This is a genomic window from Staphylococcus sp. HGB0015, from assembly GCF_000411275.1.
In the GTDB taxonomy this organism is placed as follows: Bacteria; Bacillota; Bacilli; order Staphylococcales; family Staphylococcaceae; genus Staphylococcus; species Staphylococcus schleiferi.
Window position 1 is genome coordinate 128617 of record NZ_KE150418.1, and the last position, 16747, is coordinate 145363.

General features: G+C 34.3%; 15 protein-coding genes and 4 pseudogenes. 6 read left to right on the forward strand and 13 right to left on the reverse strand.

Features of this window, described 5'->3' with window-relative positions:
- Positions 1–29: 29 nt before the first annotated feature.
- On the forward strand, positions 30–644 hold the full coding sequence (locus HMPREF1208_RS07330) for a flavin reductase family protein (protein WP_016425715.1): 615 nt from the start codon (positions 30–32) through the stop codon (positions 642–644).
- 20 nt (positions 645–664) lie between these two features.
- On the forward strand, positions 665–1252 hold the full coding sequence (gene mhqD, locus HMPREF1208_RS07335; protein WP_016425716.1) for a methylhydroquinone degradation carboxylesterase MhqD: 588 nt from the start codon (positions 665–667) through the stop codon (positions 1250–1252).
- A gap of 171 nt (positions 1253–1423) precedes the next feature.
- Here mhqD and HMPREF1208_RS11855 read toward each other — a convergent pair.
- The 3 genes and pseudogenes from HMPREF1208_RS11855 to HMPREF1208_RS07340 all read right to left on the reverse strand — a co-directional run.
- Positions 1424–1732: pseudogene (locus HMPREF1208_RS11855) on the reverse strand (IS6 family transposase); the annotation flags it as partial.
- 58 nt (positions 1733–1790) lie between these two features.
- Positions 1791–2039: pseudogene (locus tag HMPREF1208_RS12220) on the reverse strand (protein rep); the annotation flags it as partial.
- Between the two features lie 345 nt (positions 2040–2384).
- Positions 2385–3077, reverse strand: coding sequence for a YiiX/YebB-like N1pC/P60 family cysteine hydrolase (locus tag HMPREF1208_RS07340; RefSeq protein WP_016425717.1), 693 nt, complete (start codon positions 3075–3077; stop codon positions 2385–2387).
- Between the two features lie 1016 nt (positions 3078–4093).
- On the opposite strand from HMPREF1208_RS07340, the gene HMPREF1208_RS07345 reads away from it, so the two are divergent.
- Positions 4094–4297, forward strand: coding sequence for a hypothetical protein (locus tag HMPREF1208_RS07345; protein WP_016425719.1), 204 nt, complete (start codon positions 4094–4096; stop codon positions 4295–4297).
- 70 nt (positions 4298–4367) lie between these two features.
- Here HMPREF1208_RS07345 and HMPREF1208_RS11870 read toward each other — a convergent pair.
- From HMPREF1208_RS11870 to rpmH, 10 genes and pseudogenes are all read right to left on the reverse strand, one after another.
- Positions 4368–4477, reverse strand: a pseudogene (locus HMPREF1208_RS11870) (IS6 family transposase); the annotation flags it as partial.
- A gap of 86 nt (positions 4478–4563) precedes the next feature.
- Positions 4564–4665 (reverse strand): annotated as a pseudogene (locus HMPREF1208_RS12415) (protein rep); the annotation flags it as partial.
- 514 nt (positions 4666–5179) lie between these two features.
- Positions 5180–5746, reverse strand: coding sequence for a hypothetical protein (locus tag HMPREF1208_RS12420; RefSeq protein ID WP_016425720.1), 567 nt, complete (start codon positions 5744–5746; stop codon positions 5180–5182).
- Between the two features lie 581 nt (positions 5747–6327).
- Positions 6328–6648 carry a hypothetical protein gene (locus HMPREF1208_RS11545; RefSeq protein WP_016425721.1) on the reverse strand — a complete coding sequence of 107 codons (321 nt, stop codon included), beginning with the start codon at positions 6646–6648 and terminating at the stop codon, positions 6328–6330.
- A 193-nt stretch (positions 6649–6841) separates the two neighbouring features.
- Positions 6842–7690 (reverse strand): ParB/RepB/Spo0J family partition protein, encoded by an 849-nt coding sequence (locus HMPREF1208_RS07360; protein ID WP_016425722.1) that lies wholly within the window; start codon positions 7688–7690, stop codon positions 6842–6844.
- A gap of 39 nt (positions 7691–7729) precedes the next feature.
- On the reverse strand, positions 7730–8449 hold the full coding sequence (rsmG, locus tag HMPREF1208_RS07365) for a 16S rRNA (guanine(527)-N(7))-methyltransferase RsmG (protein ID WP_016425723.1): 720 nt from the start codon (positions 8447–8449) through the stop codon (positions 7730–7732).
- On the reverse strand, positions 8450–10324 hold the full coding sequence (mnmG, locus tag HMPREF1208_RS07370; protein WP_016425724.1) for a tRNA uridine-5-carboxymethylaminomethyl(34) synthesis enzyme MnmG: 1875 nt from the start codon (positions 10322–10324) through the stop codon (positions 8450–8452).
- 18 nt (positions 10325–10342) lie between these two features.
- Positions 10343–11725, reverse strand: a complete 1383-nt coding sequence (gene mnmE, locus HMPREF1208_RS07375) for a tRNA uridine-5-carboxymethylaminomethyl(34) synthesis GTPase MnmE (protein WP_016425725.1) — start codon at positions 11723–11725, stop codon at positions 10343–10345.
- 263 nt (positions 11726–11988) lie between these two features.
- The gene (rnpA, locus tag HMPREF1208_RS07380) at positions 11989–12336 is read right to left on the reverse strand and encodes a ribonuclease P protein component (protein WP_016425726.1); all 348 of its coding nucleotides are present in this window, start codon (positions 12334–12336) and stop codon (positions 11989–11991) included.
- A gap of 83 nt (positions 12337–12419) precedes the next feature.
- On the reverse strand, positions 12420–12557 hold the full coding sequence (rpmH, locus tag HMPREF1208_RS07385) for a 50S ribosomal protein L34 (RefSeq protein WP_000240855.1): 138 nt from the start codon (positions 12555–12557) through the stop codon (positions 12420–12422).
- Between the two features lie 536 nt (positions 12558–13093).
- Between rpmH and dnaA the strand changes: the two genes are divergently transcribed.
- The 3 genes from dnaA to HMPREF1208_RS07400 all read left to right on the forward strand — a co-directional run bounded on the left by dnaA (position 13094) and on the right by HMPREF1208_RS07400 (position 16641).
- Entirely contained in the window at positions 13094–14437 is a 1344-nt protein-coding gene (gene dnaA / locus HMPREF1208_RS07390) for a chromosomal replication initiator protein DnaA (RefSeq protein WP_016425727.1), read from the forward strand.
- A gap of 174 nt (positions 14438–14611) precedes the next feature.
- Positions 14612–15748 (forward strand): DNA polymerase III subunit beta, encoded by a 1137-nt coding sequence (dnaN, locus tag HMPREF1208_RS07395; protein ID WP_016425728.1) that lies wholly within the window; start codon positions 14612–14614, stop codon positions 15746–15748.
- Positions 15749–15939: 191 nt separating this feature from the next.
- Positions 15940–16641 (forward strand): DsbA family protein, encoded by a 702-nt coding sequence (locus HMPREF1208_RS07400; protein ID WP_016425729.1) that lies wholly within the window; start codon positions 15940–15942, stop codon positions 16639–16641.
- Positions 16642–16747 lie beyond the last annotated feature (106 nt).

Genomic DNA, 16747 nt, shown 5'->3' on the forward strand with positions numbered 1-16747 from the left:
CTAACTGCATGTAGACTGGAGGGTCAATAATGTACACGTTTCGCGCTTCTGAACTATCCAAAAAGCAAATGTATAAATTTTTAATAGGCTCTGTCGTACCACGCCCTATCGCATTGGTCACAAGTCAGTCTGAGGAAGGGCTTGTTAATGTTGCGCCTTTTAGTTTCTTTAATATTGTATCTTCGGAACCTGCGATCCTCTCAATTTCTGTATCACGCAAAGAAGGAGTCATGAAAGATACAGCGAGAAACATTATAAATTCACAAGAAGCAGTCGTTCATGTGGTAACTGAAAATAATGTTTCAGATGCGAATCAAACCGCTGCGCCATTACCCGCTAATGAAAGCGAGTTAGATATCACACAATTTACAACGACTCATTCTGAATACGTTTCAGTTCCGAGTTTAAATGAAAGTGCCATACGTTTTGAAGTAAAACTTTATCAGCATATTGAAATTCAGTCAGAAACTGAAACCGCAAATGACTTATTACTGTTAGAAATTCAAAAAGTATCAATAGATGAACAACTATTCGACGTTGATAAGGGCTATGTTGACGTTGAGAACCTTAAACCTGTAAGTCGACTTGCTGGCGATGATTATGCACGACTAGGAGAGACTTTTACAATTAAAAGACCCCGATAATGATAAAGAGGTGAATGGATATGGAACATATTTTTAAACAAGGTGATTTATCAAAACCAACTTTTGTCCTACTGCATGGGACAGGTGGCGATGAACATGATTTACTCCCAATTGCCGAATTACTTGATCCAACATACAATGCTTTGGGCGTACGTGGTAACATTTCAGAAAATGGGATGAACCGTTTCTTCAAACGTCACGGTGAAGGTCAATATGACGTAGAAGACTTAAAATTTAGAACGACAGAATTACACGAGTTCTTACAAGATGCTGCTCAGCGTTATCAATTTGATCTCAATGAAGTGATTCTCGTTGGTTTTTCTAACGGTTCTAACATTGCGATTAGTTTAATGTTGAATGAAGCGATGCCATATAAAAAAGGCCTATTATTTGCACCACTTTATCCTTTAGAAGTACCAAAAGATATCGATTTAAGTGGTAAGTCAGTCTACCTTTCAATGGGTAAAAATGACCCTATCGTCCCTATCTCAGAAAGTGAACACGTTCGCTCAATCTTTAAAGATCGTGGTGCAGAGGTAACTGAATTTTGGGTGAACAGTCATGAATTAACACGCGAAACAGTTGAAGCAGCAAAAGCAACACTCTAAAGAAAGTAAAGTAAACTATATATCTATAACGGGGCTGGGACATAGGGTTTCAGCTTTCAAGTAAAACACCACAAAAACCTTTTTAAATGATTTTTGTGGTGTTTTTCATTTGAATTCTAGTTAAAATTAACACTTACCGTGCTAATTTTCGGTTCTGTTGCAAAGTTAGAAAAAAATACCTAATGTATGTCCATCTGCATCAATTGCGCGATACAGATGATACCACTGTCCTTTAATTTTGATATATGTCTCATCAATACGCCACTTATAATACGCTTTTTTATGTTTTCTCTTCCAAATTTGATATAAAATAGGTGCATATTCTTGAACCTAACGATATACGGTTGAATGATGAATGTTCACACCTCGTTCTCTTAATATTTCAGATATATCACGATAACTCAAAGAGTATCTTAGGTAGTAGTCAACGGCTACAGTAATAACATCCTTATCGAATTGTTTATACCTGAAATAGTTCATACAGAAGAGCCCTTTTTATTTAAATTATACTATAAACTTAACTTTGCAACAGAACCTAAAAAAGCATCGCGCTTTTGTTTTTTTCAATTACTTCTTCAATCACACGCTGTGCTTGATAACTATTCTTCATGGCACGCCTCCAATTACAAACCGGACATAATTTTGATTTACAAAACCATGTTTTATATAATTTCAAATACCCGTCTTCTGTCGGTTTAAATTCTAAGACATTACCCCATTGTTTAACGTTGTGCGCTTTTTTAATTTTTAAGATTTCAAGTATATCTGCGTAACTTACATTATCTATTTTCTTTTCTCTCCTTGGGCGTTCTTACCCATTTTTACTAATATCTTTTAAGGTTTCATTATTTTGATTTTCAAAAACATATTTTGTATGATTAGTATGCATAACAAAACACCAACATTCTTACAGTTTGGTGATATAAAAGCATAAAAAAACTCCAGTATTTGATTTAGTCTAGTCAACTTATATCTTACTACTGGGGTTTTTTATGTCAAAAATTTCTTTCACGCTTAAATCAGCCCGCAAACCCTTTGTTATCAAGGGTATAGCGACGAAAAGTAAAATCGAGTTATTTCAATATAGTATCAAGACAAGAAGAAACTCGTTTTCAACTCGTTTCTAAAAACCTTAAAACGTCTTGACCTTTCTTAATTTATAACTTTTTGAAGAAATATTTGGCAATGCATACGGCGCTATAATATGTGAACCTGGATCATATATTGATTTTTTACTAGCCCCATATTTATAAGCTTGATAAACAATTTTAGAACAATAAGTTGGATTTTTAGAAGATAGTTTTGTATTGATTCCATAATTATATTTTTTTCCAACATAATTCTTCTTAGCCCAAGCAGCTGCTTTCGGTCCAGCCTTAGAATTTTTAGAACGATAAATTTTCAACCATTGTCCTTTACCAGAATATCTTTTTTTAAACCAAGAAAAACTATGTACAGCTGGATGATGTCCCGCACTATGTATATGCAAAACTTGATTACTACTTATAGCAATAGCTGCATGTCCAGTCAATCCTTTAGAACTTGTTGCATTAGAAATTAATACATCTCCCGCTTTTAAACGAAAGCCTGATGAATAAGAAACTATCTCTGAATCATTCTCTAAAGATTGTTTACCTGATTCGCTTTCTTGTAAAAATTGATTCCATTGATCTTCACTAACAGTATTATCTAAAATACCATCTTGTTGTAAACTTTGATAATTATCACCTTCAATCTCATTGGCATATGTAGACTCAGAAAAATACAATAAAACAAAAGAAGTTGTAAATATTAAAGTTAAAAAAAGAATAATTACTTTTTTCATAGCAAACTCCTTTCTTTTATATTAATATTACGTTAATAGTCATAAAAATAAAATGATAAAATATTAATGAAAGGCGTTATGAAAATGAAATTTAAACTCTTGTATTTATTAACCCCATTCATACCAATAGAATTTATAGCAATCTATATTGACTATGCATATAATTCCCTACTCGGATATATTCCTTACTTGGTTGTTTCTGCAATTATCAGCTTGTACATATTCAAAAAAAAATTTAAAAAAAGTGTGTCTATACTGGTAAATAGAGTAATTGGAATTATTATTTCTTTTGGAAGTGTCCACACCTTTATGAACGTTTATCATTCCTCAGATTATTTCACTCCTTTTTCAACCAGCGGATTCTCAATATTTTTAGGACTTATAAGTTTTATAACAATCGCCATTATTTATCTCGTCATATACGGAATTTCTTCAAAAAACAATTAGTCCCTATATATAAATACTTTATTTCAATTGCTTTATTGACGTTGAGCCTCTGAACCCTTAACAAACCCAAAACTTGTCGAATGGTCGGCTTAATAGCTCACGCTATGCCGACATTCGTCTACAAGTTTAGTTAAGGGTTCTTCTCATTGATCAATAAATTTTCTCGGCATAAATACGCGCTTAAATTATGTAAGTAACTATACCTTGAATAAAAACCTAATCATGCACTGAATAAGTAATTATTATCCTTTACTTTCATTCACACCATATTCAATACCTTAATTCCAAACATCTGAAATAATACGGATTTTTAAACACACTAAAATTCGTGACTATCTTAGTTAAACTCTGTTTAATTAAGATTTTTTATTTCTCATTGTCCAAGGGCGCACTTGCATACCCAAAATGGTATCGTGCTAAAACCAAAATTTGCGTGTGATAATCCAATAACCTTATTTTGCATTTTAAGGGGGTATATAGAGCAAACTTTAAAAATATATAGTATTTATATCTGTATAAGCATATTTATTTCTTAAAACGCAAATGTGAGCCAAATAAGAGATGTTTTTATGACGATAAACTTTGTATTCACTTTTTCTATACTTGATAAAACATCAAAAGAAATTTCTGAGTTATGTAATATCCCTAATGACCAACGAATTCAAGAAGTTATTAAACTTATGAAAGACCATAATATCCCAGATACTGACTATGAATTTCTTAAACTTTATGATTTTTATTTTGCAGATAATCCAGACATAAAAAAACGCTAGCTTTTAAGCGGTTTTGTTGTAAAATTAGAAAAAAATATCTAATTTCCTTTTTTATCATGTCAGCATTTGCTTAACTTGCTAACATATAACTAATTTTGTGGCATGCGAAAATCCGTAAATCTGAAGAGACCTACAGTTCTTTTTATATAGTCCATAAATACATTCAATACCCTTGATTGTTTATATCTGAAATAGTTCATACAGAAGAGCCCTTTTTATTTAAATTATACTATAAACTTAACCTTGCAACAGAACCTAAAAACCATTGCGCTTTTGTTTTTTTTAATTACTTCTTCAATCACACGCTGTGCTTGATAACTATTCTTCATGGCACGCCTCCAATTACAAACCGGACATAATTTTGATTTTCAAAATTATATTTTGTATGATTAGTATGCACAGAAAAACACCAACATTCTTACAGTTTGGTTATATAAAAGCATAAAAAACTCCAGTATTTGATTTAGTCTAGTCAACTTATATCTTACTACTGGGGGTTTTTATGTCAAAAATTTCTTTCACGCTTAAATCAGCCCGCAAACCCTTTGTTATCAAGGGTATAGCGACGAAAAGTAAAATCGAGTTATTTCTATATAGTATCAAGACAAGAAGAAACTCGTTTTCAACTCGTTTTAAATACAAACAAATACACGTGCTTATGACATACATAAACACGTGCAAACACTAGCTATCTATTTTTTATAAACAGTATTATATAAACGCAAGTCATTAAAAGAAAAGGAATAGTCAATAAAAAGACTTTTAAATGACTTATATTAGAAACCCACAAAAACAAAGATAGCATAAATATATAACTCAAAATCACAATAAAAAATATTGGCCAGTTGAAGATCTTTCTATCATACATAGTTATCCCACCTTTTAACAGCCAGCTACATATCCGCCAGAAGCACCGCCAATACCGCCACCGATGGCTCCTACAACACCACCACTAACAGTTCCAACAATAGGAAGTGTAACAGTACCAACAGCAGCTCCTCCTAAGCCACCAGTTGTCGCACCACCAATAGCTCCTCCCACAGTTCCGATTACACATTTAGCAGCTCCTCTTTCTTGCTGCTGCTTAACAACTTGAACGCCCAACTTACCATCCTCTTCAAAATAAACTAAAGTCGCGTTTTCACCATTTTTGTCTTTTGCTGTTACAGGTAATTGCTCAGTTTTTCCAGAACGAGTATCTTTTATCGTAGCTATACCATTTTCATCAACATTGTATGTAATCCCTTTATTCAAATCAATTCTAGCCACGTTATCATTAATTTTCGAAATTGTTCCAGCACATTTTTTAGAAACCATAGATGAATTTGCTTCAGAAGCTTCAGAAGCTTCAGAATCATTATCAATGCCAATAGGGCTAAATACAATACCAGAAGCAATGACAAATGCAAGAGAAGCTTTTATAATTTTTGAAGTATTAATATTATACATTGTAAAAATTCTTTATTTCAGAATTTAAACAATCCCTTAATAAACATCCCAATATATAACATATCATATTTTTGCTTTATTCCAATTGCTTTATTGACAACGAGCCTCTGTGCTACAAGAAATTAATAAAGGTAATAATAATTAAGTAGTAGCCAACGCTTATAGTAATAATATCCTTATTGAATTGTTTATATCTGAAATAGTTCATACAGAAGAGCCCTTTTCATTTAAATTATACTATAAACTTAACTTTGCAACAGAACCTAAAAATTCAATTTAATTATTGTCACTTTTTATGGACTATTTTTAAAAGTGTAAAAGTCATTGTAATAAAGAACTAATACTTGATTTCAAATCACTTAAAGAAAAGCAACATAACCTTTTCATTAATGCTTAATAAATTGTGAACTTCACTGACTCTGTAATAATCAAAAACTAAGAGGTTACTATATTTTGTTATTTTAGAATGCTCTTTCGCCGTAAAACTTTGAGAGAACAAGACATCAAGATCTTCTTCTCTCAAAGTTTAGTTTTGATACGTGATTCTTAATTATTATGTAAAAAACACCCTTCCCTTTTTCTTACTGACTTCTCTCTATTTTTCGTAATACACTTTTTGGAATTTGTGTTTTATCTATAGCTTTTACATCCACAATGACGCCTTTTTGATCAGTCAATGTAACCTTAACCCAATTGCCTTCTTGGAGTTTATCTCGTTTTTTATTCAGCTTCATTTGATATTGATTGTCATGTGAATAAAGGTTGGTAGTTTGATTGTTTTGAACGAACTTTCCATAATAAACTTCTGTTCTGTTAAGCATGTCAAAGCTCGTCATCAAATAAATTGAAATACCTACTAATAAAAAAGCAAATATGCCTATGATGCGTTTCTTGTTTTTCATATCATTTCTCCTTTAATTACTTTGAGGATATGTATAAATATATAAAGTATTAAAAGAAAAATCATAGCGCTATAGACCGAAATTTTTATACAACCTTAAGCGTAAAAAAACTGCATAAGTGACGATTTATCACTTACACAGTCTATAAAGGTTTTGCTATTTAAAATAAAATGGTTTCATACATTAAAAATGGTTATTTTCGATAAAGACGAATTTGAATTTCAACGTAATCATCATGTTCTTTTTCACGTTGTTCGTATTTGATACCATTCGCACTGACTTCCAACAAGCTATCCGCAATAATATCACGTGCGGCTGAAACATCTTGGATAAATTCAGGAGGGGTCGCAACGACTTTCTCTCCTTCAATATCTTTTTCAACAGGCATTTTCAACCGATCTTCTGTTTGTTTGACGTTTAATTGCTCTGTTAAAATGATATGCAACATTTCTTCTTGTCGTTCAGGTGTTTGTCCTACTAGCGCTCGCGCATGACGCTCAGTAATTCGATGTTCCCGTACTGCTTCTAACACGACAGGCGTTAATTTCAATAGGCGCAATTTATTCGCAATGAAACTTTGACTTTTTCCGACACTTTTAGCGAGTTCAGCTTGAGTAATACCTTCAAACGCCAACAGTTTTTTATAAGCCTCTGCTTCTTCAATCGCTGATAAATTTTCACGTTGAATATTTTCTATCAATGCTACGACAGCTGTTTCTTCATCATCTAAATGACGGATTAAAACCTCTGCCTCAGTCATTTGATTCATTTGTAACGCACGAAAACGACGTTCACCTGCAATGATTTCGTACATATTTTCTTCAATCGGTCTTACTACAATAGGTTGTAACAAACCATGAGCGCTTATAGATTCAGCTAATTCTTCAATCCGTGCAGTATCAAACTTTTGGCGTGGTTGATAACGGTTCGGAACAATTCGCTCAATTTTAATCGATTCGACACCTTGATTTTCCGCTTCACTGGCATCTAGTAAGTCGTCTTTATTTTTTAATCCAAACAACTTAGAAAAGGGTTTCTTCATTTTTATTCGCTCCCCTTAATATTCCAAAATACATTTTTGTTATTCTACAAGTGGTGTTTTATTGGGTGTTCCGGGTTTTCTTGGGTATTTCTTAGGTGTTTGACTCCGCTTTTCAATTGTAATAATTTGACGCTCACCTGCATCTTCTGGAAGCGTAAATGTATCGATTTGGCGAATTTTGCCACCTAAGACACCTATAGCAAAGCGTGCTTCATCAAGTTCTTCTTGTCCTTTTGATGATTTTAAAGCTAAAAAGAGACCTTGCTTTTTCACGAGTGGTATACACAATTCACTTAATACCGACATTCTCGCAACAGCACGTGCTGTTACGATGTCAAAAGACGCCCGGTAGTCTTCCTGCTTCCCAAACGTTTCAGCGCGATCATGTACAAATCGGACACCTTCAAGCTCTAACGCATCTGCCAATTGATTTAAAAATTGAATCCGCTTATTTAACGAGTCAACAATTGTAACGTGAATTTCTGGAAACATAATTTTTAAAGGAATACTTGGAAATCCTGCACCCGCACCCACATCACACAAACTTAACGGTTGGTTAAAATCATGGTAAAAACTAGGTGTTACAGAATCATAAAAATGCTTAAGATACACTTCATGTTCCTCTGTAATACTCGTTAAGTTAATTTTCTCATTCCATTCTACAAGCATTTCATAATATTTTTCAAATTGTTGCTTCTGTTTATCAGATACTGTCAATCCGTGTGCACCTAATTGTGTTGCTAACCATTCTACACTCATTTATTTCACCCTTTGAATTTTACCTTGTTCTAAGTAGACTAACAATATTGAAATATCTGCTGGGTTAACACCTGAAATACGTGAGGCTTGCGCGATGTTAAGTGGTTTAACCTGAGCCAATTTTTCACGTGCTTCAGTCGCTAAGCTATCGATTTTACTGTAATCGAGATCTTCTGGAATTTTCTTTTGTTCCATTCTTTTCACTTTATCTACTTGTTGTAATGATTTATTGATATAACCTTCATATTTTGTTTGAATTTCGACTTGTTCTTCAACATCTGATGGTAATTGATGTGTCTCTTCTAAAATTTCAATTATTGTTGCATAAGTCATTTCAGGTCGACGTAACAATTCATTGGCTAGAATTCCATCTTTAAGGCGTGAGCCCCCTTCTCGCTCAATGATTTGTTGTACGCGTTCACTTGGCTTAATGCGGATTTGAGACAATCGTGTCATTTCATCACTAATTTGCTGACGCTTTTCATTGAAACGTGCATAACGCTCTTCTGAGATTAAACCAATTTGATGGCCAATATCTGTAAGACGTAAATCTGCATTATCATGACGTAGTAATAAACGATACTCTGCACGAGAAGTGAGTAATCGATACGGCTCATTTGTACCTTTTGTCACTAAGTCGTCAATTAAAACACCGATATAAGCATCTGAACGTTGTAAAATGGTTTCTTCTTGACCTAATACGCGGGCTGCTGCATTAATACCTGCCATTAAACCTTGACCAGCCGCTTCTTCATAACCTGACGTCCCATTAATCTGACCTGCTGTGTAGAGGTTTTTAATCATTTTAGTTTCCAAAGTTGGCCAAAGTTGTGTCGGTACTAATGCATCATATTCAATCGCATAACCTGCGCGCATCATATCTGCCTTTTCTAAACCAGGAATAGTCGCAAGCATTTGACGTTGGACGGCTTCAGGCATACTTGTTGATAAACCTTGAACGTATACTTCATTTGTATGACGGCCTTCAGGTTCAAGGAACAATTGATGTCTCGGTTTATCATTAAAACGAACAAATTTATCTTCAATTGATGGACAATAACGTGGACCTGTACCTTTAATCATTCCGGAATACATTGCAGATAAATGAAGATTGTCATCGATGACTTTGTGCGTTTCACCATTTGTATAAGTAAGCCAACAAGGAAGTTGGTCTAAAATATATTCCGTTGTTTCATAACTGAAAGCACGACCGACGTCATCACCTGGTTGAATTTCAGTTTTACTATAATCTATCGTTTTCGCATTCACACGTGGTGGTGTACCCGTTTTAAAACGAACAACATCAAAGCCAAGTTCTCTTAAGTGATCTGCAAGCGTAATCGAAGGTAATTGATGGTTTGGACCACTAGAATATTTCAAATTACCAAGAATAATCTCACCACGTAAGAAAGTACCTGTTGTTAAAATAACGGCTTTAGCACGGTATTCAGTACCAATATTAGTACGCACACCTTTAACAACGCCCTCTTCGATGATAAGTTCATCCACCATGCCTTGCATCACTTCTAGATTGTCTTCATCTTCAAGTACACGTTTCATTTCTTGTTGATACATGACTTTATCGGCTTGCGCGCGTAACGCACGTACTGCAGGCCCTTTTCCTGTATTAAGCATACGCATTTGAATATGCGTTTTATCAATTGTTTTCGCCATTTGGCCACCTAAAGCGTCAATTTCACGTACAACAATTCCTTTTGCCGGTCCACCCACTGACGGATTACATGGCATAAAGGCAATATTGTCTAAATTAATTGTCAACATGAGTGTATGCGCACCACGTCTCGCAGATGCAAGACCGGCTTCAATACCAGAATGTCCAGCCCCTACGACAATAACATCAAATGATTTCACCATTTTATTAACCTCCATTTATTATTTTCCGAGACAGAATTGACTAAATAATTGATCAATCAATTCTTCACTTGCAGATTCACCAATGATTTCACCTAAAAGTTCCCATGTCCGTGTTAAATCGATTTGAATCATATCCATAGGAATCCCCATTTCAGCTGCATCTATCGCATCTTGAATCGTCTTCTTCGCCTGTTTGAGTAATGAAATATGGCGTGAGTTTGAAACATAAGTCATATCTTGACTTTGAACCTCTCCACCAAAAAACAGATCGCGTATTTGAATTTCAAGCTCATCAATCCCTTGTTGTTCGAGCATTGACGTTTCAATAACAGGCATTGAACCCACCATCGCTTTCACTTCGTCACGGTCTAATCGTGGCGTCAAGTCTGTCTTATTAATAATCACAATTGCATCGCTCGTTTTTACAACTTCATAGAGCTTTCGATCTTCTTCTGTTAAAGGCTCATTATTATTTAATACAAATAAAATAAGATCTGCTTCACTCAATGCTTTACGAGAACGCTCTACCCCTATTCGTTCAACGATATCTTCTGTTTCGCGAATACCTGCTGTATCTACAAGTCTGAGCGGTACGCCTCTTACATTGACGTATTCTTCCAATACGTCGCGCGTTGTTCCAGCAACTTCTGTCACAATCGCTTTATTATCTTGAATCAAGTTATTTAACATGGATGATTTACCCACATTAGGCTTACCTACAATGACAGTTGATAAACCTTCACGCATAATTTTACCTTGAACACCTGTATCTAATAATTTTTGAATCTCATTTTTGATTTCTTGCGCGCGTTCTAACAGTAACTCTGAAGTAGCTTCTTCTACGTCATCATATTCTGGATAATCAATGTTAACCTCTACTTGAGCTAGAACTTCCAAAATGGATTGACGTTGTTTTTTAATCAAATCACTTAATCGCCCTTCAATTTGGTTCATTGCGACTTTCGAAGCACGGTCAGTTTTAGAACGTATAAAATCCATTACTGCTTCAGCTTGTGATAAGTCAATTCTTCCATTTAAGAAGGCACGCTTTGTATATTCACCAGGCTCTGCCATTCTCGCACCATAAGTCATTGTTAATTCTAACACACGATTAATTGTCAAAATGCCACCATGACAGTTAATCTCTACAATGTCTTCACGTGTAAATGTACGTGGTGCTCGTAATACCGAAACCATCACTTCTTCAACTACTTCTTGCGTTTCAGGATCAATGATATGCCCATAGTTAATTGTATGCGTAGGTACATCTTTTAATTGTTTTCTTCCTTTATAAAGCTTATCTGCAATTTCAACCGCATCTAAACCAGATAAACGTACAATTCCTATCGCGCCCTCGCCCATTGGTGTTGATATACTTGTAATCGTGTCTAATTGTTCCACAATTGACGTACCTCCTTTTGTCAAAATATACCATTATAATATTGTAAAATGTTTCATTCAAAATTGCGAATCTCATGTTCTCAATTCTTTATTGTATCCTACGTGTAAAACCTATTGCGCATCCTTTACACAAATAGAAAAGCATGATGCCTCAACTTATGACGTCAAGACTTAGCCTACTAGAAAAGCCTTTATACCAAGGGTTCTCACATTATAAGTTAGACTTCGGTTTGTCTGAAGTCATACAAACCGAAGTCTAAAAATTACTTTATTCGCTTGTTAAAGACCTTTGCAATTTTGAGTACATGCTCTAAACTTTTCTGAATTTCTTGTGTAGACATCTCTTTGGCAGGAAATCGTGCAATCACAATCATATCGACTGGTAACAAATCTGTTTTATGCACTTTGAAGCATTCTCGAATACTTCTTTTAATACGGTTGCGTGTCACAGCATTACCCAATTTTTTAGATACGCTAATACCGAGCCTAAAGTGTGTGGCTTGTTGTTGTTCATACGTATAAACAACAAACTGGCGATTCGCTACAGATTTACCTTTACGATAGATGGACTGAAAATCAGCATTTTTTTTAATACGGTATGCTTTTTCCATTAAATATCACTCGTCTTTCTTCTGAATACCTAAGGCAAACAGGCTTGTTCGCAAAAAAAAGATCACTGAATGAGTCAGTGATCTTATGCTGATAAAACTTTACGACCTTTACGACGACGACGTGCCAATACTTTACGGCCGTTTTTAGTGCTCATGCGTTTTCTGAAACCATGAACTTTACTATGTTTACGTTTATTTGGTTGATAAGTACGTTTTACCATGCAAAACACCTCCATCTCAATCATTCAATTATCTAATATTCATCATTATAGATAAGTTAATTTCATTTTTATGTGTTCAAATTGATGTTCTTAAATAAAATGAAATGTCTACATTTCAAGCAACTACTAAAATATAACAAAATCACAACAGTAAATCAAGTGTGTTTTTTCATAATTAGATACAACAGACCTAAAAAAGTTGTCCACTTATACACAGGGCAAAATAAATAAACTGTGGATAACAATTTATTATTCACAAGTTACACAAAAAGATAACAACATATTCACAGCCGTTTGACAGTAATGGTTGTGAAAAAGTATAATTATGTGGATAAGTGGTTTAAACCCTTATAGTACATAGGTTTTATATTATGTATATAGCTTAAAAGAGTTGTGAATAATGTAACGTTTTATGTTGTTCATCCACAGTTTGTGATTAACTTGTGGATAATTATTAACACCCTGTGATTATCTTTATTAAATTATGGGGATATTGTGTATAACAAAATTTTTACTTAGGAAGATGGAGTTAAAAAATGTCAGAACAAGAAATTTGGGATAATGTTCTCAACTTATGCAAAGAAAATGTTACTAATGTTTCATATGACACTTGGCTCAAAGACACAACATTACATGCTCTATCTAATAAAGAAGCTGTCGTTATTGCTGCACAGCCATTTATTGCAAATTGGCTAACGACCAATTATACAGATCTCGTCAAACAATTTTTAGAAGCTGTAACGGGACACGATATTGAGAACATCAACTTCATTACTGAAGAAGATTTAGCAGAGCTCAATGTCGCGTCATCCTCTAAAAATTCAGAGCATCATTCGCATGTTGAACCTGTCGTGTCAGGTGAGCAATTTAACACGAACAATACATTTGAAACATTTGTCATCGGTCCCGGCAACCGCTTCCCGCATGCTGCGAGCCTTGCTGTTGCGGAATCACCGGCAAATGCCTATAATCCGCTTTTCATTTATGGTGGTGTAGGTTTAGGAAAAACGCATCTGATGCATGCGATTGGTCATTATGTCCTGGAAAATAATCCTGATGCGAAGGTACTTTACACATCAAGCGAAAAATTTACAAATGAGTTTATTCAATCCATTCGTAACAACGATACAGAGTCATTTCGTGAAAAGTACCGCAATATCGATGTTTTATTAATTGATGATATTCAATTTATTCAAAAGAAAGAACAGACACAGGAAGAATTTTTCCATACTTTTAATGACTTGCATCAAAACAAAAAGCAAATTGTCATCTCCAGTGATCGTCCACCGAAAGAAATTTCTACTTTAGAGGAACGTCTAAAATCCCGCTTCCAATGGGGGTTAATCGTTGATATCACACCACCAGATTTTGAGACACGGATGGCCATTTTACAAAAGAAAACAGAAGAAGAAAATCTAGATATTCCTATCGAATCTTTAACTTATATCGCAAATCAAATTCAAACGAATATTCGTGAACTTGAAGGTGCTTTAACGCGTGTACTCGCATATTCAAAATTACAAGGTAAACCGATTACGACCGAATTAACCTCTGATGCTTTAAAGGATATTATTCAAGTTACAAAATCTAAAAAAATTACGATTCAAGATATTCAAAAAGTTGTTGGTGAGTATTACGGCGTACGTATTGAAGACTTTGCAGCAAAGAAACGTACAAAATCGATTGCCTATCCAAGACAAATCGCGATGTACTTATCGCGAGAGCTAACTGTTTTTTCTCTACCAAAAATTGGAGAGGAATTTGGAGGACGCGATCATACGACAGTCATTCATGCGCATGATAAAATAAAAAAAGATATCGAAAATGACCCTACATTACGACAAGAAATAGAAGGTATTGAAAAAGAGATCAGAAGTTGATTTGTGGATAGTGGGCAAAAGTTGTACACATCATACACAACTTATCCACATGTGAATAACCTTTGATATCAATCAATTTTATGAGTTATCCACTAATCCACAGCCCCTATGACTATGATTACGACTTTAAATAATAACTATAACTATTATAAACGACTGAAAGGAGTTTATAGAATGATGGAGTTTTCTATCCAAAGAGATTATTTTATCACTCAATTAAACGATACATTAAAAGCCATTTCACCAAGAACGACATTACCAATATTGACAGGTATTAAAATTGATGCCAAAAACGAAGGCATTGTCTTAACTGGATCAGATTCAGAGATATCAATTGAAATTACAATCCCGAATCAAGTTGATGGAGAAGAAATTGTTAATGTGACAGAGCCAGGTTCTGTCGTATTGCCAGGGCGTTTCTTCGTTGACATTATTAAGAAATTACCAGGTCGAGAAGTTAAGCTTTCTACAAACGAACAATTTCAAACATTGATTACATCAGGTCATTCTGAGTTCAATTTAAGTGGTTTAGACCCTGATCAATATCCATTGTTACCACAAGTATCTAGTGAAGATGCATTGCAATTACCAGTCAAAGTATTGAAAAACGTGATTGCACAAACTAATTTCGCAGTGTCCACCTCAGAAACACGTCCAGTTCTTACAGGTGTAAACTGGCTTATACAAGAAAATGAATTAATATGCACAGCGACTGATTCACACCGCTTGGCTGTAAGAAAGTTGAAACTTGAAGACGAAGAAATTGGTGATAAAAATGTCATTATTCCAGGTAAAGCTTTAGCAGAATTAAATAAAATTATGACAGAAAGCGAAGAGCATATTGATATTTTCTTTGCATCAAACCAAGTATTATTCCGTGTTGGTAATGTAAACTTTATTTCACGCTTACTAGAGGGACACTATCCTGATACATCACGCTTATTCCCAGAAAACTATGAGATCAAATTAGCATTAGATAATTCTGATTTTTATCATGCCATTGATCGTGCTTCTCTTTTAGCAAGAGAAGGTGGTAACAATGTCATTAAATTAAGTGCAGGCGATGAGCAAGTGGAACTTTCATCTACATCACCTGAAATTGGGACAGTGAAGGAAGAAGTTACTGCAAACGAGGTTGAAGGTGGCAACTTAAAAATATCTTTTAACTCTAAATACATGATGGATGCTTTAAAAGCGATCGATAATGACGAAGTTGAAGTCGAATTTTTCGGTACGATGAAACCATTTATTTTAAAACCAAAAGATGATGACACCGTTACACAATTAATTTTACCGATACGTACTTACTAAATAATTTAAAAAGCCTATGATACAAAACGCAGTTGGACTTAACCAACTGCGTTTTTTGTGTGACTTAATAGCTCAGTTTCCATACGTAAAGTTAGTAAAAAAATAAAGTCATTTGAATCGTTCGCGCGTGTAATATTCAAAGCAGCCTGATTTTAGTATAATTAAAAGATAATGTGATGGAGGATTGGAATATGAAAAGTAAATGGCCTTTAATTTTAACAATTATAGTGGTACTCGCAATTGTAATAGCAATCATTATTAGAATGAGTACACATAATTCAGACCCTAATGCAGCGCGTCAAAATGAAAAAGAAATGGTGACAGATACCCAATCAAAACCACATCAAGGCGCAAAAGAGAATAAAATTGTAATTGTGGAATATGGTGATTTTAAATGCCCTTATTGTGGTGCATTTGAACGTAACATTAAGCCACAACTACAAAAAGAATTTATTGATACGCAAAAAGTACAATTTCGCTACGTTAACGTTTTAATACATGGAGAAGAGTCTGAATTAAGTGCAAAAGCTGCATTAGCAGTAAATCAGATTGCGCCGAACCAATATTGGGCGTTTCACAAACTTTTATATCAAGGTCAACCATCGAATAAAGATGACGTGACTACAAAACATTGGTTAACAGATAATTTTATTCAACAACAGCTAAAAAAATTAGACTTGTCACCTAAACAATTAGAAAAGATTACTTCGGCTTATCGAGACAAAAATGGAGAAATCGCTAAAAAAGCGCGAAACGATAATAACTTAGCTAAAAAGTATAAAGTGCCACAAGTGCCATCGTTATATATCAACGGTGAACCGATAGAAGATACTACGGATTTTGACACGATTAAATCTAAAATTGATCAAGTGATTAAGGATCAAAAGTCCTAACACATGATGGGTCATTCATCATTTGTTCCACATGAAACTTTTACTCGAAAATTGCCTTCTGTACATGAAATTTTTGCGATAAAACGGTATAATATATAGGTGAGCA

Excerpts from the sequence above, each read along its gene's own strand:
- HMPREF1208_RS07330 (WP_016425715.1), top strand. The coding sequence starts at position 30 with ATGTACACGTTTCGCGCTTCTGAACTATCCAAAAAGCAAATGTATAAA.
- mhqD (WP_016425716.1), top strand. The coding sequence starts at position 665 with ATGGAACATATTTTTAAACAAGGTGATTTATCAAAACCAACTTTTGTC.
- HMPREF1208_RS07340 (WP_016425717.1), bottom strand. The coding sequence starts at position 3,077 with ATGAAAAAAGTAATTATTCTTTTTTTAACTTTAATATTTACAACTTCT.
- HMPREF1208_RS07345 (WP_016425719.1), top strand. The coding sequence starts at position 4,094 with ATGACGATAAACTTTGTATTCACTTTTTCTATACTTGATAAAACATCA.
- HMPREF1208_RS12420 (WP_016425720.1), bottom strand. The coding sequence starts at position 5,746 with ATGTATAATATTAATACTTCAAAAATTATAAAAGCTTCTCTTGCATTT.
- HMPREF1208_RS11545 (WP_016425721.1), bottom strand. The coding sequence starts at position 6,648 with ATGAAAAACAAGAAACGCATCATAGGCATATTTGCTTTTTTATTAGTA.
- HMPREF1208_RS07360 (WP_016425722.1), bottom strand. The coding sequence starts at position 7,690 with ATGAAGAAACCCTTTTCTAAGTTGTTTGGATTAAAAAATAAAGACGAC.
- rsmG (WP_016425723.1), bottom strand. The coding sequence starts at position 8,449 with ATGAGTGTAGAATGGTTAGCAACACAATTAGGTGCACACGGATTGACA.
- mnmG (WP_016425724.1), bottom strand. The coding sequence starts at position 10,324 with ATGGTGAAATCATTTGATGTTATTGTCGTAGGGGCTGGACATTCTGGT.
- rnpA (WP_016425726.1), bottom strand. The coding sequence starts at position 12,336 with ATGGAAAAAGCATACCGTATTAAAAAAAATGCTGATTTTCAGTCCATC.
- rpmH (WP_000240855.1), bottom strand. The coding sequence starts at position 12,557 with ATGGTAAAACGTACTTATCAACCAAATAAACGTAAACATAGTAAAGTT.
- dnaA (WP_016425727.1), top strand. The coding sequence starts at position 13,094 with ATGTCAGAACAAGAAATTTGGGATAATGTTCTCAACTTATGCAAAGAA.
- dnaN (WP_016425728.1), top strand. The coding sequence starts at position 14,612 with ATGATGGAGTTTTCTATCCAAAGAGATTATTTTATCACTCAATTAAAC.
- HMPREF1208_RS07400 (WP_016425729.1), top strand. The coding sequence starts at position 15,940 with ATGAAAAGTAAATGGCCTTTAATTTTAACAATTATAGTGGTACTCGCA.